15 protein-coding genes are annotated in these 18,435 nt (G+C 68.7%); 5 read left to right on the top strand and 10 right to left on the bottom strand.

Annotation, left to right across the window (positions count from 1 at the left end; genetic code table 11):
• Positions 1-71 precede the first annotated feature (71 nt).
• Positions 72-1,259, top strand: a complete 1,188-nt coding sequence (locus H0X91_RS15420) for a DUF2242 domain-containing protein (RefSeq protein WP_196433123.1) — start codon at positions 72-74, stop codon at positions 1,257-1,259.
• 250 nt (positions 1,260-1,509) lie between these two features.
• Here H0X91_RS15420 and H0X91_RS15415 read toward each other — a convergent pair whose 3' ends face one another.
• On the bottom strand, positions 1,510-2,430 hold the full coding sequence (locus H0X91_RS15415) for a pyridoxal-phosphate dependent enzyme (protein ID WP_062910853.1): 921 nt from the start codon (positions 2,428-2,430) through the stop codon (positions 1,510-1,512).
• 160 nt (positions 2,431-2,590) lie between these two features.
• Here H0X91_RS15415 and H0X91_RS15410 point away from each other — a divergent pair, with 160 nt between their 5' ends.
• Complete coding sequence (locus tag H0X91_RS15410; RefSeq protein WP_006481804.1) at positions 2,591-3,502, top strand: LysR family transcriptional regulator; 912 nt, start codon at positions 2,591-2,593, stop codon at positions 3,500-3,502.
• Positions 3,503-4,255: 753 nt separating this feature from the next.
• On the top strand, positions 4,256-5,461 hold the full coding sequence (locus tag H0X91_RS15405) for an MFS transporter (protein WP_006497639.1): 1,206 nt from the start codon (positions 4,256-4,258) through the stop codon (positions 5,459-5,461).
• Positions 5,462-5,567: 106 nt separating this feature from the next.
• Here the strand turns inward: H0X91_RS15405 and H0X91_RS15400 are convergent, their stop codons facing one another.
• The 3 genes from H0X91_RS15400 to H0X91_RS15390 are packed head-to-tail and all read right to left on the bottom strand — an operon-like array spanning position 5,568 to position 9,227.
• Positions 5,568-6,590 (bottom strand): histone deacetylase family protein, encoded by a 1,023-nt coding sequence (locus H0X91_RS15400; protein WP_006481821.1) that lies wholly within the window; start codon positions 6,588-6,590, stop codon positions 5,568-5,570.
• Between the two features lie 23 nt (positions 6,591-6,613).
• Positions 6,614-7,885 carry a Zn-dependent hydrolase gene (locus tag H0X91_RS15395; RefSeq protein WP_034201844.1) on the bottom strand — a complete coding sequence of 424 codons (1,272 nt, stop codon included), beginning with the start codon at positions 7,883-7,885 and terminating at the stop codon, positions 6,614-6,616.
• Between the two features lie 31 nt (positions 7,886-7,916).
• On the bottom strand, positions 7,917-9,227 hold the full coding sequence (locus H0X91_RS15390; protein WP_006481843.1) for an MFS transporter: 1,311 nt from the start codon (positions 9,225-9,227) through the stop codon (positions 7,917-7,919).
• 190 nt (positions 9,228-9,417) lie between these two features.
• On the opposite strand from H0X91_RS15390, the gene H0X91_RS15385 reads away from it, so the two are divergent.
• A complete protein-coding gene (locus H0X91_RS15385) occupies positions 9,418-10,374 on the top strand; it encodes a LysR family transcriptional regulator (RefSeq protein ID WP_006481805.1) in 957 nt (318 codons plus the stop codon).
• Between the two features lie 58 nt (positions 10,375-10,432).
• Here the strand turns inward: H0X91_RS15385 and H0X91_RS15380 are convergent, their stop codons facing one another.
• The 4 genes from H0X91_RS15380 to speB form a co-directional block, all read right to left on the bottom strand.
• Positions 10,433-11,503, bottom strand: coding sequence for a porin (locus tag H0X91_RS15380; RefSeq protein WP_060263115.1), 1,071 nt, complete (start codon positions 11,501-11,503; stop codon positions 10,433-10,435).
• A gap of 156 nt (positions 11,504-11,659) precedes the next feature.
• Positions 11,660-13,090, bottom strand: a complete 1,431-nt coding sequence (locus tag H0X91_RS15375; protein ID WP_062910854.1) for a purine-cytosine permease family protein — start codon at positions 13,088-13,090, stop codon at positions 11,660-11,662.
• 504 nt (positions 13,091-13,594) lie between these two features.
• A complete protein-coding gene (locus H0X91_RS15370; protein WP_006481835.1) occupies positions 13,595-14,059 on the bottom strand; it encodes a GNAT family N-acetyltransferase in 465 nt (154 codons plus the stop codon).
• Positions 14,052-15,020: an agmatinase gene (speB, locus tag H0X91_RS15365; protein ID WP_006481752.1), complete on the bottom strand. Its 969-nt coding sequence runs from the start codon at positions 15,018-15,020 to the stop codon at positions 14,052-14,054. The genes H0X91_RS15370 and speB overlap by 8 nt, the downstream gene beginning before the upstream one ends.
• Positions 15,021-15,148: 128 nt before the next feature.
• Here speB and H0X91_RS15360 point away from each other — a divergent pair, with 128 nt between their 5' ends.
• Positions 15,149-16,066 carry a LysR family transcriptional regulator gene (locus H0X91_RS15360; protein ID WP_062910855.1) on the top strand — a complete coding sequence of 306 codons (918 nt, stop codon included), beginning with the start codon at positions 15,149-15,151 and terminating at the stop codon, positions 16,064-16,066.
• A 27-nt stretch (positions 16,067-16,093) separates the two neighbouring features.
• Here H0X91_RS15360 and H0X91_RS15355 read toward each other — a convergent pair whose 3' ends face one another.
• The gene (locus tag H0X91_RS15355) at positions 16,094-16,723 is read right to left on the bottom strand and encodes an NAD(P)H-binding protein (protein WP_034200781.1); all 630 of its coding nucleotides are present in this window, start codon (positions 16,721-16,723) and stop codon (positions 16,094-16,096) included.
• 317 nt (positions 16,724-17,040) lie between these two features.
• The gene (gene lpdA / locus H0X91_RS15350) at positions 17,041-18,432 is read right to left on the bottom strand and encodes a dihydrolipoyl dehydrogenase (RefSeq protein WP_062910856.1); all 1,392 of its coding nucleotides are present in this window, start codon (positions 18,430-18,432) and stop codon (positions 17,041-17,043) included.
• Positions 18,433-18,435: the final 3 nt, after the last annotated feature.

Raw genomic sequence — 18,435 nt, 5'->3', positions numbered from 1 at the left:
GAGATGTGCACGCGCGCGCCATCCAGGCACCGCCCTTGCGCCGCCTCTCGCCGAGCCTTCTGAAAGACGCCATGCACAACCGATTTCGCCTGTTTTCCGTTTCGTGCGCGCTCGCGGCCGCGACCGTGCTGGCGGCATGCTCGTCGCCGCCCAAGCCGATCTACCAGCAGGAACAGTTCGACGCGACGAGCAGCCCGTATGCGCATACGTTCCACTCGAAATCCGACGCGGCCTGCGAGGCCGCGCGGCGCGCGCTGCTGAGCCAGGGCTACGTGGTGTCGTCGTCGCGCAACGACGCGGTCGACGGCAGCAAGAATTTCCAGCCGAGCAACGACATGCACGTCGTGATCGAGTTTCACGTCGTGTGCGCGGACGCGAACGCGGACGGCTCGTCGAGCATCGCGTACGTGAACGCGGTGCAGGACCGCTACACGCTGAAGAAGTCGAATACGTCGGCCAGCGTCGGCCTCAGCGTGTTCGGCTCGCTGTCGCTGCCGATCGGCTCGAGCGACGATGCGCTCGTCAAGACCGCCAGCGAGACGATTCCCGCCGGCGTGTTCTACGAGCGGTTCTTCAATCTCGTCGAGCATTTCCTGAAGATCGACCCGGCGCGGCGCGACCGCGCGACCGTGAAGGCCGCCGAGAAGGAGCCCGTCGCGCCGCTGCCCGAACCCGCGCCGACGCCGCAAGGCGAACCGATGAAAATGACGACGCCGGTCGTGCCGACGCCGCCCGCGGCGCCGGTGCCGCTTTCGGTGCCGGGTGTCACGCCCGGGTCGGGCGCGAATGCCGTGCCGGCCGCGGCATCGGCCGTCGCGGTGCCGGCGGCGATGCGCGCTGCCGCGCCGGCGGCGTCCGGGCCGGTGCCGGCCTCGGGTGTGGCGCCTGCGGCGGCTTCCGCACCTGCGCCGGCTTCGGCTACGGGCTCGGCACCTGTATCGGCTCCGGCTCCCGCGTCGGCTGCGGCACCGGCTTCGGCGCCCGTGCCGCCTCCGGGTCCGGCCACCGCGCCGGCACCCTCCTCGTCGACCTCCGGCTCGACGGCCGCGCCGGTTTCCGCGCCCGCGTCTGCCGCGGGTCCGGCCGCACGGCCAGCCACCGCCACTCCGTCATCCACTGCGTCCGCGCCTTCGTCGGCGGCATCGGCACCCGCCTCCGCGTCCGCACCGGCACCATCGAGCGCATCGCCTGCGCCGGCTGCCGCCAACCCGGTCGCATCGTCCACACCGTCCGGCGCGAGCGCACCCGCCGCGAACTGACTACGCGCCCCAACCGTCGCGCCTGCCCATAGGCGGCGGAGCGCGCCGGTACGTCCCCCGCCGCATCCTTCCCGGGAGTCGTTTCCGCCTATCCAGCCGTGCGCAGGCCGACACGTGGCCGCGCGAGATTGACGGGCACGCAACGTCGACGCGTCGCGGTTGACCACGCACGCCCAAACCCGCCGCCACCAAACGCGAAATCTCGGGCGACCCGCCGTCTCGCGACTGCATTGCTTGCCGGCGCCCTCACCTACCGCAACGTCGCGCGCAGCGTCTGCAGATGCTCGACGGTCGCGGTCACGCCGCCGCAGACGATCACGGCGAGGTCGGACGCCGACGCAAGCACCGGCACCGGCCGCTCCAGCGCGGCCAACGCCGCGCCGCACGCGGGCTCGACGACGATCCGGTGTTCATCGACAAACCGCAGCGACGCGGCCACCGCGTCGGCATCGGACACGACGACCGGATGGATCGCGTGACGCGTCGCCCATTCGACCGCCGCGTCACACGGCCGCTTCGCGCCCAACGACGTCGCGATGCTCGCGATGGCCGGCAATTCGACTGGACGCCCCTGCGCGACCGAGCGCGCATAGCAGTCGGCGCCTGCCGTTTCAGCCGCGACGACGGGCACGTCGTGCCAGCCGTTGCGCACCAGCCCTTCCAGCACGCCGCACAGCAGACCGCCGCCGCCGACCGCGAGCACGATCGCGTCGGGCTTCGGGCCGACGGCCGCCATCTCGTCGATCATCGTCGCGTGCCCCTGCCACAGCACGCGGTCGTCGAACGGATGCACGAACACGTCGTGCTCGTCGAGCGTCGACTGCGCGAACGCATTCGCCTCGGCCCAGCTTGCCCCGTGCACGACGAGTTCCGCGCCTTCGACGCGGATCAGTTCGCGCGCCCGGGCCGACGCGCTTTCCGGTACGACGACGCGCACCGGCACGCCGAGCTCGCGGCCGCAATACGCGACCGCGATGCCCGCGTTCCCGCCCGACGACGACACGAACCGCCGGGCGCCGTCTGCATGACGCGCCTCGCAGACGGCGCCGATGCCGCGCAGCTTGAACGAGCCCGACGGCTGCAACGCATCGAGCTTCAGCCGGATGGTTTTGCCGAGCCGGCGGGACGCGATGTGCGAACGGATATAGGGGGTCGGGATATGAAGCGGCATGGGACGGAACGCAGTGGGAAAGAAGGAAACGCATGCGGCGCACGACGAAGCGCGGGAGCAACGAAGGTCATCGTACGGCAGGCCGGTCATGCTTTCCAATACCATCGAATGGTGTCTGCTATGCTTCACAGGCATATCTACCCGACCGCATCGACACCACATGCGCCAGATCGAACTGCGTCACCTGCGCTACTTCGTCGCCGTCGCCCAGGCCGGCAGCGTGATGGCCGGCGCCCGCGCGGCCGGCATCGTGCAGCCCGCGCTGTCGCGGCAGATCCGCGAGCTCGAGGATGCGATCGGCACGCCGCTGCTGATCCGTCGCGCGACCGGCGTCACGCTCACGGCGGCCGGCACGAGCTTCCTGCAGGATGCGACCGGCCTGCTCGCCATGCTGCAGGACAGCCGCGAACGCGCGTTGCGCAGCGCGGCCGGCCAGCTCGGCGAACTGCGGCTCGGCGCGCTGCCGAACTGCCTGCCGTTGCCGATCGTCGCGAACGTCCTCAAGACGTTTCGCGATGCGTGCCCGGACGTGAAACTGTCGATCGCGCCGATGCTGTCGGCCGAACAGGCGAGCGCGCTGATGCGCGGTCAGCTCGACGCCGGGATCATGGCGTGGCGTCGCGAGGAAGCGCCGCACCTGACGGGTGTGCGGCTGCTGAGCGACCGCTTCGTGCTCGCGATGCCCGCGCCGCCGGGCGGCCGCTTCGTCGCGCCGCGCACGCTGGCCGATGTCGCCGACGCCCCGTTCGTGTGGTTCGATGCGCAGCGCTCCGCCGCGCACCACCGGTTCCTGATGACGCAGTGCCAGCAGGCCGGTTTCACGCCGCGCATCGCGCAGGTCGGCAGCGACATCCCGACGCTGATCGGCCTCGTCGCGGCCGGCATGGGCTGCGCGTTCGTGCCGGAAAGCGCGTCGCCGACCTGCCCGCGCACGGTCCGGCTCGTCGCGCTCGACGAGCTTGCGAGCCGCTTCGACATCGAGTTCGTGTTCGACGGCGCGGCGGCGGCGCCGTCGCCCGTCGTCGCGCGGTTTCTCGCGGCGGTCCGCGATGCGGCCGGCGAACCGGGCTGAACGCGGGCCAGACGCAGCGGCGCAGAATCGGTCGATGCGACTGGCGCCGCCAAACGCGACGTACGGAAAATCCGCTCCGCGATCTCGTCGGTTTCGATGCTTTTGCACACGGAATGACACCGCCGTGTCATCGAAGAATCTTTCAGAACACCGACAGCCGACGCGACGACATCGCAATCTTCAAATTGACACCAAAAACGGCCGTTTAACACCGGTTCGAATCGTCATGGCCCGAAATATACTGCGCGCGCATCCAACCCTCGTGCCAAAGAGAGGATGCGTTTCCGCCCCGGCCATGGTCCCCCTGTGGTCGGGGCTTTTTTGTCGATGCGCGTTGTAGCGAAGCGTTTCCGGCCATTTCGCGACGCGGGCTGCACGCCATCCTCTATCTCGAAGCCATGCGTGCCGACCACGCAGCCGCATGTCGCCGCCCCAGCCGCCGGACGCCTTCCCGAGCGTCGCGCAGGCCAACTCGCCCGGCGACGACGAAGCGCCCGAGCCACCGCTGCCTGTCCGGAAATCGCGGTCTCATGCTTGACGAAGATCTTTCGAAAAATCCCCGCCGTTCGCCTGTCCCGCCGAAGCCCCGCTCACGCGTCACGCCACGCGCATCGCGCCGCCGCTGCATTGTTGACATGAAATCAAGATAATTTCGTCCGGATGCGGCTTTTTCCGCAAAAGTAATGCAGGCACACTTCGCGCTGTCCTCAATGGCTTCGTGCCGTTGTTCCCCGCTTACAAGGAGCCCACTGCGTGAACACCACGACTTCCTCTCCGTCCCGCCCCGGCGGCAGCGCCACGCTGCCGCTGCTGGCGCTCGCCGCCGGCGCGTTCGGCATCGGCACGACCGAGTTCTCGCCGATGGGCCTGCTGCCCGTGATCGCCGACGGCGTGCACGTATCGATTCCGCAAGCCGGCATGCTGATCAGCGCGTATGCGATCGGCGTGATGGTCGGCGCGCCGCTGATGACGCTGCTGCTCGCGCGCTGGTCGCGCCGCTCCGCGCTGATCGCGCTGATGTCGATCTTCACGATCGGCAACCTGCTGTCGGCCGTCGCACCGGACTACACGACGCTGCTGCTCGCCCGCCTCGTGACGAGCCTCAACCACGGCGCGTTCTTCGGGCTCGGCTCGGTGGTCGCGGCAAGCCTCGTGCCGCGCGAAAAGCAGGCCAGCGCGGTCGCGACGATGTTCATGGGCCTGACGATCGCGAACGTCGGCGGCGTGCCGGCCGCGACCTGGCTCGGCCAGATCATCGGCTGGCGCATGTCGTTCGCGGCGACTGCCGGCCTTGGCCTGATCGCGATCGCCGGCCTGTTCGCCGCGCTGCCGAAGGGTGAAGCCGGCAAGATGCCCGACCTGCGTGCCGAGCTGTCCGTGCTGACGCGCCCGGTCGTGCTCGGCGCGCTCGGGACGACGGTGCTCGGCGCCGGCGCGATGTTCACGCTCTATACGTACGTCGCACCGACGCTCGAACACTTGACGGGCGCGACGCCCGGCTTCGTGACCGCGATGCTGGTGCTGATCGGCGTCGGCTTCTCGATCGGCAACATCGCGGGCGGCCGTCTGGCCGACCGCTCGCTCGACGGCACGCTGATCGGCTTCCTGTTGCTGCTGATCGCGACGATGGCCGCGTTCCCGCTGCTCGCCACCACCCATGCGGGCGCCGGCGTCACGCTGCTGGTCTGGGGGATCGCGACGTTCGCGGTCGTGCCGCCGCTGCAGATGCGCGTGATGCGCGCGGCCCACGAAGCGCCGGGCCTCGCGTCGGCCGTCAACATCGGCGCGTTCAACCTCGGCAACGCGGTCGGCGCCGCCGCCGGCGGGGCAGCGATCTCGGCCGGGTTCGGCTACGCGGCGGTGCCGCTCGTCGGCGCGCTGATCGCCGCCGCCGGGCTCGCACTCGTGATGCTGCAGGTCACGCAGCGCCGCCGCTCGCCGGCCGCCGCGAATTCATAAGGGCACGCAACGCCCGGACTGCCCGGGCTCGTTCCGCATGCATTTTTACGGCCGCGCAATGCGGCCGTTGTCATTTTCAGCGTGCAATCCGGTTCCGACGGTTCAGTCAGCGCCCCGCGGCAAACCCGCCGAAAAACGCGCGCGCGTTCGCGTCGAGACTCGCGAGGTGATAACCGCCCTCCTGCACGATCACCGTCGGCAACCCGAGCGCGCCGATCGCACCGCCGAGCCGTCCGAACCCGTCGGTCGTGACCGCTACCTGCGACTGCGGGTCGTCCTTGTAGATGTCGAAGCCGAGCGCGAGCACGAGCGCATCGGGCTGGAACCGGTCGAGCGCGCGCAGCGCGTCGTCGAGCCGCTCGAAGAACGCCGACTCGGGCGCGCCGTGCGGCATCGGCAGGTTGAGGTTGAAGCCGTCGCCGGCGCCCGCCCCCGTCTCTTCCTCGTAACCGGCGACGACCGGGTAGAAGTTGGTCGGGTCGCCGTGGATCGACACGTACAGCACATCGTCGCGGCCGTAGAAAATCTCCTGCACGCCCTGCCCGTGATGCATGTCGGTATCGAGGATCGCGACGCGGCGATGGCGGCCGAGCAGCGCCTGCGCGGCAATCGCCGCGTTGTTCAGGTAGCAGAAGCCGCCCGCCGCGTCGCGGCGCGCATGATGGCCGGGCGGCCGGCACAGCGCATAGGCTTCGCGGGCGCCGTCGTTGACGTCGGCCGCGGCCGCCAGCGCGCCCTGCGCGGACCAGTACGCCGCGCGCCACGTGTTCGCGCCCACCGGGCAACTGCCGTCGGCGAGATAACGCGCGGCTTTCGCGAGCACGCCGCGCAGCGGGTTCGGATCGCGCACGAACACGTTCGACATCACTTCGTCGCCCCAGTCGTCGGGCATCTGCTTCCAGTCGCGGTGCGCGTCCTCGAGAAAGCGCAGGTAGTTCATGTCGTGCACGGCCGCGATCGGCGCGGTGCCGCGGTCGGCCGGCTCGCGCACGTCGAAGTCGAGCGACCGGACGGCCGCGACGAGCCGCGCCGCGCGCTCGGGCACTTCCTGCGGTTCGCGCATCTGGCCGCGCGACAGGTAGCTGCGCGGATGGTGCAGCAGTTGTTCGGGATGGAAATAGGTTTTCATGGGGTCCTCGTCGATTCGCCGGATCAGGCGCCGTGCGCGGCAGCCGCCGCGTCGACGCGCGCCGCGATGCCGGCCCGCGCCAGCACCGCATGGAGCAGCACGTTCGTGCCGCGCGTCACGTCGTCGGGCAACGCATCCTCGGCTTCGTTGTGCGACAGGCCGTCGACGCACGGAATGAACACCATCGCGGTCGGGAAGCGGCGTGCGAGCAGGATCGCGTCGTGGCCGGCGCCGCTCACGATCCGTTCGTGCGTGTAGCCGAATGCGGCCGCCGCCTGCGCGACCAGCCCGACGCAAGCGCGGTCGAACGGCGTCGCCGGGCTGCGCCAGCAGGTTTCGACCGCCACCTGCACGCCGCGCGCGGCGGCGACGCGTGCGCAGGCGTCGCGCAGGTCGCGCTCCATCGCATCGACTTCCGCATCGTCGTGATGACGCAGGTCGACCGTGAACGTCAGGTCGCCGGCAATCGTGTTGCGCGACGCATTGCGGATGCCGACCTGGCCGATCGTCGCGAGCCCGCGCGGCGCATAAGCGGCGACGATCCGTTCGAGTTCGAGCGCGATCTGCGCGCTCGCGAAATACGCGTCCTTGCGATACGGCATCGGCGTCGTGCCCGCGTGCGCGGCCACGCCCGTCACCGTCACGTCGAGCCAGCGGATCGCCTGGCCGCCCGTGACGATGCCGATCGTCGTGCCGTTCGCCTCGAGCACGGGGCCCTGTTCGATATGCGCCTCGAAATACGCGTCGACCGCACCGCCCGTCGCACGCGTGCCGCGATAGCCGCACGCGTCGAGCGCCGCGCCGAGCGTGACGCCGTCGGCGTCCTGCTTCGCGAGCGCGTCGTCGAGCGGCAACGCGCCCGTGAACACCGCCGAACCGAGCATCGCGGGCGCGAAGCGCGCCCCTTCCTCGTTGGTCCACGACACGATCTCGAGCGGCTTGTCGGTCCCGATGCCGGCGTCGTTCAGCGTGCGCACGAGTTCGAGCGCGGCGAGCACGCCATAGACGCCGTCGAAGCGGCCGCCTTCGGGCTGCGTGTCGAGATGGCTGCCGATCAGCACCGGCGCGGCGTGCGCATCGGCGCCGTCACGCCGGGCGAACAGGTTGCCGACCGTGTCGACGCTCACCGTCATCCCCGCGTCGCGGCACCATTGCGCGAACAGGTCGCGCCCGCGCCGGTCGTCATCGGTGAGGGCGAGACGCCGCACGCCGCCGCGCGGCGTCGCGCCGACGCGCGCCATGTCGGCCAGGCTCTGCCACAGGCGGGCGCCGTCGATTTCCAGCAGATCGTTCATATGCATTCCGGATCAATTCGTTCGTTGAGGGTCAATGCGAGCCGAGCGCTTCGGCGGCAGCCGGCTGCGCGGCGCGGCGCGCATCGAGCGCGACGATGCAGAGCAGCGAAATGCCGGCGAGACACGTGTAGAACACCGCGAGCGGCCACCACTGGCCCGCGAAGCGATGCGCGAGCCACGTGCCGACGAGCGGCGTCAGGCCACCCGCGATCGCGCCGCAAATCTGATAGGCGAGCGAGATCGCCGAATAACGCACGTGCGCGGGAAACACGTCGCTGACGAAGCCCGCGATCACCGAATAGAAGCCCGCCATGCACACCACGGCGAGCGCGATGCCGGCGACCAGCGACGCGGACGTGCCGCCCTGCACGAGCATGAACATCGGATACGGCGACAGCATCGCGAGCAGCGCCGCGAGCTTGAGGAAGCGCGCGCCGCCGATACGCTCGGCGATCCAGGCCGCGAGCGGCTGCGCGAAGAACTGGATGATCGCGACCGCGAACAGGCTGTCGAGGATCAGCGAACGCGAGACGCCGACGTACTGCGTCGTGTACGCGATCATGAACGTGTTCGTGAAATAGACGCCCGCGATGCCGATCGTGTTCGCGCCGATGCAGAGCAGCACGAGCCCCGACGCGGAACGGAACACTTCCGCGACCGGCAGCTTCACCGTGCGGTTGGCTTCCTTCACCCGCGCGAATTCCGGCGACTCGTTCACGCCGAGCCGGATCAGGATGCCGACCACGAGCAGCACCGAACTCGCGAGAAACGGCAGGCGCCAGCCCCATGCGAGGAAATCGGCCTTGTCCATCGACGTGACCGCGCGGAACGCGATCAACGACAAGATCAACCCGGCCGGACTGCCGAGCTGCGCGAACGACGCGAAAAACGTGCGGCGCCCCTGCGGCGCATGCTCGCCCGCCATCAGCACCGCGCCGCCCCATTCGCCGCCGACCGCGATCCCCTGCACGACGCGCAGCGCGACGAGCAACACCGGCGCGAGGATGCCGACCTTCGAATAATCGGGCAGCAGCCCGACGCACACGGTCGCGACGCCCATCATCATCAGCGTCGTCATCAGCGCCTTCTTGCGGCCGATGCGGTCGCCGAGATGGCCGAAGATCACGCCGCCGAGCGGACGCGCGAAGAAACCGACCGCGAACGTCGCGAACGACGCCATCGTGCTGACGAAGCGGTCATGCGACGGGAAATACAGTTCGCCGAACACGAGCGCGGCGGCGGTCGCGTAGATGTAGAAGTCGTACCACTCGATCATCGTGCCGATGAACGCGGCCGTCGCGGCGCGTCCCGGCTGGCGGGCGGAAGGAAGGGACTGGGTCATGCGGGCTCCTGACGCGCGCCGCGGCGGGGCGGCGCGCAATATCGTGATGACGGCCGTCTGTCGCGGCCTCGCGCCGCACGCTGCGGCGCCCCTCCTTTATCGGTGACCGCAAATCATTAGTCAAATTTCAAGTTATTATTCGCCGTATAAATTCAACTAATGCCCTACCCGCCGCCCGTCCGGAGACCCGATGCGCCCCGACCTCGCCCCGTTCCTGAACGACCGTCTCGACTGGAACCTGCTGCGCACTTACCTGGTGATCATGCAGGAGCGCAGCGTGAGCCGCGCGGCCGCCCGCCTGCACGTCACGCAGCCGGCCGTGAGCCAGGCGTTGCGGCGGCTCGAGGAGACGCTCGAGCGCCGGCTGATCGAGCGGCGCGGCGCGCACTTCGCGCCGACGCCGGCGGGCGAGGCCGTGTACCGGATCGCGAGCGACATCTACGGCGGCATCTCGCGCCTCGAAACCGAAATCGACGACAGCACGGCCGATCTGACCGGTTCGATCCGGCTGCTGACGGTGAGCCGCATCGAATCGCCCGTCTACGACGAGTTCCTCGCGGATTTCCATCGCGCGTATCCGCGTATCGACCTGCAGATCGAGGTGATGCGTTCGTCGGACATCCTGTCGTCGCTGCTGCAGAAGACGGCCACGGCCGGGCTCGGCCTGTGCCGCACGCCGCACGACAAGCTGGAAATGCGCTGCTTCCTGCGCCAGCGCTATGCGATCTACTGCGGCCGCCATCACCGGTTGTTCGGGCAGACGCAGTTACGGATGGACGACCTGCTCGCGGAGAATTTCGTGTCGTTCACGAGCGACCAGATCGGCGACAGCCTGTCGCCACTCACCGTGTTCCGCGACCAGAAGGGTTTCACGGGGCGCATCGTCGCGTCGTCGCCGAGCCTGGAGGAAGTGCGGCGGCTGATCTTCGCGGGCTACGGGATCGGCTGCCTGCCCGAGCACATCGTGCGCGACGACATCGCGCAGCAACGGCTGTGGCGGCTGCCGCCCGACGACGGGCTCGTCGACGTCGACGTGTTCCTGCTGTGGCATCGCGACCGCAAGATGAATGCGGCCGAGCACGCGTTTCTCGACGCGATGGAGCGCTGCATGCAGCGCTACTCGCTCGCGGAGCGGCTCGGCAAATGACGGCGCGGGCGCGCCCGGTGCACGCGCCGGGCACACGCGGCCCGGCGCGTTGCGTGCGTCAGAAGCGATGCACGATGCCGAGTTGCACGCCGCGCGCATTCGCGCCCGGGTACGCGAGCGGCAGGCCGGGATTCGCCGCACCGGCGAGCGTGTAGCCGGCCTGGTTGCGGTTGCGCAGGTACGACAGCGCGCCGTAGAAGCTCGTGCGCTTCGACAGGTCGTATTCGTACATCAGCCCGAGCTGGTCCGCATGATTGCCTTGCGACGACTGGTCGTGCAGGTATGCATAACCGAGCGCGATGATGTTGGCAGGATTGAACTGGTATTTGACCGACACTCCGTATACGCGCGAATCGATCCCGAGGTCGGCCCGCTTCACCGCGGAAAAACCGCCATACACGGTGGCCTTGCCGATCGCGTACGACGCGCCGGCCATGATCGTGCGATCGGTCGTGGTGGCCGCGGCGTTCTTCAACCACTGCCCCGCGACGAATGCGCCGAACGGGCCGTGTTCGTAGGTCAGGTCGAACTGCCGGCTGGAGCCGGCCGAGCGCACGCCGCCCGCGTCGCCGAACCCGACGTACAGCCCGCCCTGGAAACCGGCGATCTCCGGGCTCTGGTACGACAGCGTATTGCTCGTGCGGAAGGCGAACACGGTCAGGTTGTCCATGCCGGACGCCTGCGTGACGCCGCCGAACGCATCCTGCCCGCCTTGGTCGTTGAACAGCGGCGAGTTCTGCCGGCCCGCGCGCACCTTGCCCCACTGCCCCGCGATGCCGACCCACGCCTGCCGGTTGAACATCGTGCCGGCACTCGCGAGCGAGCCGTCGTTCGGGTTGAAGCCGTTTTCCAGCGCGAACTCGATCTTCTGCCCGCCGCCGATATCCTCGCCGCCCTTCAAGCCAAACCGGCTGCCCCACTGCCCGCCCGAGTCGATCGCCGCCGTATAGCCGTTGCCCGTATTCACGACCTGCGCGAACTCGTCGATCACGCCATACAGCGTGACGCCATCCTGCGCGAGCGAAGCACCCGAAGCCGCGAGGCAGGCGACCGCCACCGTGAAACGAAGACCGGCGTGCGCCGGCCGCGCACGGCAACCGCTGCCGTGCGCTTCATTTTTCTTAGTCATACTATTCAATAGGTCGAGATTGAAGCGATGCCGGACGCGGCGTGATGCCGCTCCGGTATCGCGGGATACGGAATCGTGTTGACGGAGCCGGCGCAGGCCGCGCCCGGCTCGGCGCTCACGCCGGCGGCTTGCCGGCCCGATGCGCGAGACGTGTGGTCAGTGGTGAACTTCGCCGCGTTCGAGCGGCAGGATCAGGCGTTCCGGAATGCTGCGTCGCGACGCGCGGGCACCGACGTAATACAGCACGGCCGGCACGACGAGGCCGAGAATCCACGAGATGTCGGTGCCGCCGAGCGCATCGACGAGCGGCCCGGTGTAGATGTGCGTCGACATGAACGGCAGTTGCACCAGGATGCCGACCACGTAGATCGTGATGGCCATCACGTTCCAGCGGCCATAGCGGCCGTCCGGATCGGACAGCGCCGGCACGTCGTAGCGCGAACGCGTGAAGCAGTAGTAATCGACCAGGTTGATCGCGCTCCACGGCGTGAAGAACGCGAGCAGGAACAGGATGAACGCGGTGAATTCCTTCAGGAACGAATGACGGCCCGCGAGCGCGATCAGCGTCGACACGCAGATCATCCCGAAAATGTACACGAGGCGGCTCTTCGACGATACCGCGCCCTTGCCGCGAAAGCCGCTGACGATCGTCGCCATCGACATGAAGCTGCCGTACGCGTTGAGCGCCGTCACCGTCACCTTGCCGAACGCGATGCTGAAATACAGGAGCGCGGCCACGGCGCCCGTCGAACCCAGGCCGACGATGTACGACACCTCATGGTGCGCGAACTGGCTGCCGGCCAACGCGGCCGCGAACACGCCGAACACCATCGCCGCCTGTGCGCCGATCACCGAGCCGAGGCCGACCGCGACAAACGTCGCGACCGACGACGTCGAGCGCGGCAGGTAGCGCGAATAGTCGGCCACGTACGGGCCGAACGCGATCTGCCACGACGCGGACAGCGACATCGCGAGCAGGAAGCTCGCCAGCGAGAAATGCCGGTTCGCGAGCAGCGCGCCGATGTCGTGGTTCGCGAACAACTGCGCGAACATGTAGACGAACGCGACGATGCCGATCACGCTCGCGATCCGGCCGACGAAATGGATCGCGCGATAGCCGAACACGGTCAGCACGACGATCACGGCAGCGAACAGCAGGATGCCGGCCGCGTCGTCGACGTGCAGCAGTTGCGCGACGGCCTGCCCGGCCAGCACCGAGCCGCTGGAGGAAAAGCCGATGTACATCAGGCACACCAGCACGATCGGGATCATCGCGCCGTACACGCCGAACTGCACGCGGCTCGAGATCATCTGCGGCAACCCGAGCTGCGGCCCCTGCGCGCCGTGCAGCGCCATCACCGCGCCGCCGACGAACTGGCCGAGCAGCAGCGCGACCAGCGACCAGAACACGTCGCCGCCGAGCACGACCGCGAGCGCGCCCGTGACGATGGCGGTGATCTGCATGTTGGCCGACAGCCACAGCGTGAACTGGCTCAGCAGGCCGCCGTGGCGCTCGGCGTCGGGAATGAAGTCGATCGAGCGTACCTCGATCAGTCCGCCGGCTTTTCCACTGGAATTCGTTGACACGGGTCAATCTCCAAAATACTCAGGACCACACATGGTTTGAACGGGACAGGAAGCTGCGAGCCGCCCTTTCGGCTCTGCGGGTGCGGGGCGCCGTGGATCGCCGGCATGCGCCACGCACGCACGGTCTGCACGCTGGCGCGCAACCGGCACGACGCGTGCCGACATTGCCAGCGGATGATCTTGTATATACAACTTGCGAGATATCGGTGATTACCCGGTATCGATCGACTTTCGAAATTGTCCGAGCAATCGCGGTACACCCGCGCAGTATTGCCGCAAGCCGGATGTCGGAAAAATGAAAGCCCGATCGGCGAAAGTCGCCGATCGGGCGTAGACGTCATGGCGTCGGCGGAGGGAGCCCGGCCGGTATGCGCGGCCTCGATGTCGACACGCAGCGTCACGACGTCGCGTCGTCGGCGCGTATGCTGCAATGCCGCGCGTGCGTGGTCTGGCCAGGCAGTCGTCCGGACCGGGCAGACGCCGAGATCCGAACCACACATGCGATCAACCGCGCTGCCCGACCTGAAACGTGAGAATCTCGTCCCCCGCGTCGTCCAGTTCCCCGGTCGGTATCCAGCCGAGATGGCGATAAAACCCGTACGAACGCGATGCGGGATCGGTCGAGCAGCCGAGAAACAGCGACGTGAAGCCGTTCGCCGCGAAATCGTCGATCACGCGCCGCAGCAGCCGCTTGCCGATCCCCGCTCCTTCATACTCGGGCAGCATCGCGAGCACGACGATCTCGCCGGAACCGGTGTCGCCGAAGCAGTAGCCGACCATGCGTCCACGCACCCGGCAGACATGGCCCGAGAACAGGCCGTCGCGGATACCGTCGTCCCAGCTTTCGACGGTGATGCCGAGCGCGCGCAACTGCGCTTCGGTGAACGCGTTCTCGCGCGTGCGCGCCCGCAGCGCGATGCATTCGGCCGCGTCGCCGGGAACGGCCTTGCGCCAGGTGAGGTCATCCATCGATCGACGCTTCCTTTTTCTGCCGCCGGCGCGACGCATACAGGCAGATCAGTTCCAGCGCGATCGTCGCACCGGCCAGCGACGTGATTTCCGCATGATCGTACGGCGGCGACACTTCGACCACGTCCATGCCGACCAGGTTGATGCCGTCGAGGTGGCGCAGGATCTCGAACGCCTGATGGCTCGACAGGCCGCCCGAGACCGGCGTCCCGGTGCCCGGCGCGAACGCCGGATCGAGACAGTCGATATCGAACGTCAGGTACACCGGGTGATCGCCGACGCGCTCGCGAATGCGCGCGGCGACCGCGGCGGGCGTCGACCCATGCACGTGGCGCGCATCCTGGATGTCGAAGCCCATCGGATCGTCGTTGGTCGTGCGAATGCCGATCTGGGCGGATCGTTCGGGCACGACCCACCCTTCCCGCGCCGCGTGATAGAACATCGTCCCGTGATCGATGCGCTTCACGTCGCGGTCGGGCCACGTATCGGTGTGCGCGTCGAAATGCACGAGCGACAGCGGCCCGTGCACCTTCGCATGCGCCTTGAGCAGCGGATACGTGATGAAGTGATCGCCGCCGAGCGTCAGCATCGCGCAGCCGCGCGCGAGGATCGCATCGGCATGCCGCTCGATCGCGCCCGGCACCGCTTCGGGCTGCCCGAGATCGAACGCGCAATCGCCGTAGTCGACCGCGGCCAGCACGTCGAACGGATCGAACGACCACGGCCACGGGCGCTCCCACGCGATGCCCGTCGACGCGATCCGCAACCCGCGCGGGCCGAACCGCGTGCCGGGCCGGTGCGAGGCGGCGGAATCGAACGGCACGCCGGTGATCGCGAGATCGACGCCGTCGAGATCACGGCTGAAACGCCGGCGCATGAAGCTCGTCGCGCCCGCGAAACTGGGTTCGGCCTGGGTGCCGTAGAGGCTGTCGCGCGTGAACGCGAAATCGTTCTGGCTCATCGTCGGATTCCTGTCTGAAGGGGACACGGTCGCACGGCCGGCGACCTCGTGCCCGATTCTGCCGTCGCCGCACGCAACGAAAAATATGAACTAACATAAGCCAACTTCACAAACTGCGATATATCGCCATGCTGACCCGACTCAGAGACATGGATGTGCAGTTGCTGCGGCTCTTTCTGACGATCGTCGAAAGCGGCGGCTTCAGCGCCGCGCAGGGCACGCTCGGCATGGCGCCGTCGACGATCAGCACGCACATGGCCAAGCTCGAGACGCGGCTCGGATTCCGGCTGTGCGATCGCGGCAAAAGCGGCTTCCGGTTGACGCCGAAGGGGGAACGCGTGCTGCAGTCGACGCGCCGCCTCCTGCACGCGATGGACGTGTTCACGCGCGACACGCAGCACGTATCGGGCACGTTGCTTGGCGAATTGCGCATCGGCCTGTCCGAGCGGCTCTCGCCGGACGTCGTCGAGTCGATCGCGGTGGCCGTCGGCCGCTTTCGCGAGCGCGCGCCGGACGTGCTGATCGAAATGATCGCGGTGCCGCCCGACGAGCTGGAGCGCCGGCTGCTGAAAGGCGAACTGCAACTCGCGATCGGCTATTTCTCCGGCCATCAGGCCGGCCTGCACTACGCGCCGCTGTTCGTCGAGCACCAGTCGCTGCATTGCGGCGCCCGCCATCCGTTGTTCGCGAAGAAAACCGTGTCGGTCAACGACATCGCACGCGCGAGCAACGTCGCGCGGCTCTACAAGACGAATACGTCGGGGGCGGCGCTGCGCAATGCGCAGCCGACCGCGTTTTCGGAAAACGTCGATGCCGACGTGATCTTCATCCTGTCGGGCGCGCATGTCGGCTTCCTGCCCGACCACGTCGCGGCGCCGTGGGTCGCTGCCGGGAAGATGCGTCGGCTGCTGGCGAGCAAGCTGAGCCACACGGTCGAGTTCCAGCTCGCGACGCCGCGGAATTCCGACGGGAGCGAAGCGCTGGAGGCGTTCACGGCGGCGCTCGCCGAGCAGTTCGGCGCGCTCGACGCGAACGCGGACGAATAGCCTGGCGGGCGCGCCGCCCGCGCGGCGTCAGACGAGCTGGTCGGACGCGACGACCTGCACACCCGGCCGTGCGTCGATCGCCGCGTCGAGCATCGCACGCGCAATCCGCGACGCGGGATTCACGCGCCATTTCGCCGGCAGCACCGGCCCGACGGCGCTCAGCGCGAACACGAACAGCCGCTCGCCGAACCGGAACTCGTCGCGGCTGCCGCCGATCAGGCCCGGTCGCACGTACGTGAGCGAATCGAAGCCGACACCGGCGAGCGCCTGTTCGACCTCGCCCTTCACACGGTTGTAGAAGATGCGCGACGCAGCGTCCGCGCCGAGGGCGGAATTCAGCACGTAGGTCGGCGTGCCGTGCCGGTGCGCGCGCCGCGCGACCGCGAGCGGATAGTCGTGATCGACGCGCCGAAAGGCCGCCTGCGAGCCGGCCGCCCGCATCGTGGTGCCGAGCGTGCAGATCACGGCGTCCGCGCGCCACCAGTCGGCCGCATCGGGCAACTGGTCGAAGTCGACTTCCAGCGCACGCATCTTCGGATGCGGCGACAACGGCCGGCGCGCGAGGACGATCACCTGATCGACCCGCGCATCGGCCAGCGCGACGTCGAGGACGTGGCGCCCGACGAGCCCGGTCGCGCCGACGAGCAGCAGTTTCATGTCCGGTTCTTCCGTATGGAGCCTGCGTTGGCGGGCCCGAGGCGGCCCGGTTTCCGGCTATCGACATGATCGCCGGCCAACGCGGTGCCGACAACCCTCCGCTCGTCTCGAAAAATTACGGCCTTGTCAGGTGGGGTTCCGGGCGATTCGATGCACGGCCCGGCCGCGCCATGCCGTCGCGCCCGTTCCGCACGAGCATGCGGAACGCCGGCATTGCATCATTCCGGATCGAATGAAACGACATGACGTACCTCCGCCGCCGCAAGCGCCGCCGATGCGCGCATCCCGCACCGGCGGCGCCCTGTCGGGCTCGCACGTCAGACATGCAGCGCGTGTCCGAGCGCGCGCAACGCCGCTTCCTGAAGCGCTTCGCCGAGCGTCGGATGCGCGTGGATCGTGCCGCCGATGTCTTCCAGCCGCGCGCCCATCTCCAGCGACTGCGAGAACGCCGCGGCCAGCTCCGACACGCCGCGCCCGACCGCCTGCCAGCCGACGATCAGGTGATTGTCGCGCCGCGCGACGACGCGCACGAATCCGTCGGTCGCCTGCAACGTCATCGCGCGACCGTTCGCCGCGAACGGGAACGATGCGCTCAGACAATCGACGCCGGCCGCGTGTGCATCGTCCGGCGACCAGCCGGCCGTCACGATCTCGGGATCGGTGAAGCACACGGCCGGAATCGCCGCGGGCATGAACTGGCGGCGCCGGCCGGCGATCAGCTCGGCCACCATCTCGCCCTGCGCCATCGCGCGATGCGCGAGCATCGGCTCGCCCGCGACGTCGCCGATCGCCCAGACGTTGCGCATCGAGGTCCGGCATGTGTCGTCGATCCGCAGCGCGCGGCCGTTGCGATCGAGCATCAGCGTCTCGAGCCCGAAGCCGTCGACGCGCGGCCGGCGGCCGACGGCAACCAGCACGCGATCGGCCGGCAGCGTCTGCTCGGCGCCGTCGGCCGCCTGCACGCGCACCGCGCCATGCTTGTCGAGCCCGAGCACCTTGTGGCCGAGCCACAGCCGCACGCCGAGCCGCGCCAGCGAATCGGCAACCGGCCGCACGAGTTCGGCATCGTACGCAGGCAACACGCGCTCGGCCGCTTCGACGACGCTGACGTCGACGCCGAGCTTGCGATAGACGATCCCGAGTTCGAGCCCGATATACCCGGCCCCGACGACGACCAGCCGCTTCGGCAGCGTCGCGGGCGACAGCGCGTCGGTGGACGACACGACGTGCCCGCCGAACGGCATCGACGGCAATTCGACCGGTTCGGAACCGGTCGCGAGCAACAGGTGTTCGCAACCGATCCGCACCGCGTGGCCGGCGCTGACGACTTCGACGGTCTTGCCGTCGATCACGCGCGCTTCGCCGTGCAGCACGCGCACGCCGTTCTTCTTGAGCAGTGCGCCGACGCCGCGCGTCAGCCGGTCGACGATGCCGTCCTTCCACGCGACGCTTTTCGCGATGTCGATCTCGGGCGCGCGCACGCGGATCCCGAGCGCGCCTTCGCCGGCATGGCCGCACGCCTGTTCGAATGCGTCGGCCACATGGATCAACGCCTTCGAAGGAATGCAGCCGATGTTCAGGCAGGTGCCGCCGAGCCGGTCGCGTTCGACGAGCACGGTCGGAATGCCGAGCTGGCCGGCGCGGATCGCGGCGACGTAGCCGCCCGGGCCGCCGCCGATGACGAGCAGTGTGGTGTGTTCGTTCTTCATCGG

The sequence above is a fragment of the Burkholderia sp. 9777_1386 genome, from assembly GCF_015712265.1.
Classification (GTDB): Bacteria; Pseudomonadota; Gammaproteobacteria; order Burkholderiales; family Burkholderiaceae; genus Burkholderia; species Burkholderia cenocepacia.
This window is presented reverse-complemented; position numbering and strand designations above follow the sequence as displayed.

Excerpts from the sequence above, each read along its gene's own strand:
- H0X91_RS15370 (WP_006481835.1), bottom strand. The coding sequence starts at position 14,059 with ATGGATGACCTCACCTGGCGCAAGGCCGTTCCCGGCGACGCGGCCGAA.
- speB (WP_006481752.1), bottom strand. The coding sequence starts at position 15,020 with ATGAGCCAGAACGATTTCGCGTTCACGCGCGACAGCCTCTACGGCACC.
- H0X91_RS15400 (WP_006481821.1), bottom strand. The coding sequence starts at position 6,590 with ATGAAAACCTATTTCCATCCCGAACAACTGCTGCACCATCCGCGCAGC.
- H0X91_RS15410 (WP_006481804.1), top strand. The coding sequence starts at position 2,591 with ATGCGCCAGATCGAACTGCGTCACCTGCGCTACTTCGTCGCCGTCGCC.
- H0X91_RS15395 (WP_034201844.1), bottom strand. The coding sequence starts at position 7,885 with ATGAACGATCTGCTGGAAATCGACGGCGCCCGCCTGTGGCAGAGCCTG.
- H0X91_RS15385 (WP_006481805.1), top strand. The coding sequence starts at position 9,418 with ATGCGCCCCGACCTCGCCCCGTTCCTGAACGACCGTCTCGACTGGAAC.
- H0X91_RS15415 (WP_062910853.1), bottom strand. The coding sequence starts at position 2,430 with ATGCCGCTTCATATCCCGACCCCCTATATCCGTTCGCACATCGCGTCC.
- H0X91_RS15420 (WP_196433123.1), top strand. The coding sequence starts at position 72 with ATGCACAACCGATTTCGCCTGTTTTCCGTTTCGTGCGCGCTCGCGGCC.
- lpdA (WP_062910856.1), bottom strand. The coding sequence starts at position 18,432 with ATGAAGAACGAACACACCACACTGCTCGTCATCGGCGGCGGCCCGGGC.
- H0X91_RS15360 (WP_062910855.1), top strand. The coding sequence starts at position 15,149 with ATGCTGACCCGACTCAGAGACATGGATGTGCAGTTGCTGCGGCTCTTT.
- H0X91_RS15390 (WP_006481843.1), bottom strand. The coding sequence starts at position 9,227 with ATGACCCAGTCCCTTCCTTCCGCCCGCCAGCCGGGACGCGCCGCGACG.
- H0X91_RS15380 (WP_060263115.1), bottom strand. The coding sequence starts at position 11,503 with ATGACTAAGAAAAATGAAGCGCACGGCAGCGGTTGCCGTGCGCGGCCG.
- H0X91_RS15355 (WP_034200781.1), bottom strand. The coding sequence starts at position 16,723 with ATGAAACTGCTGCTCGTCGGCGCGACCGGGCTCGTCGGGCGCCACGTC.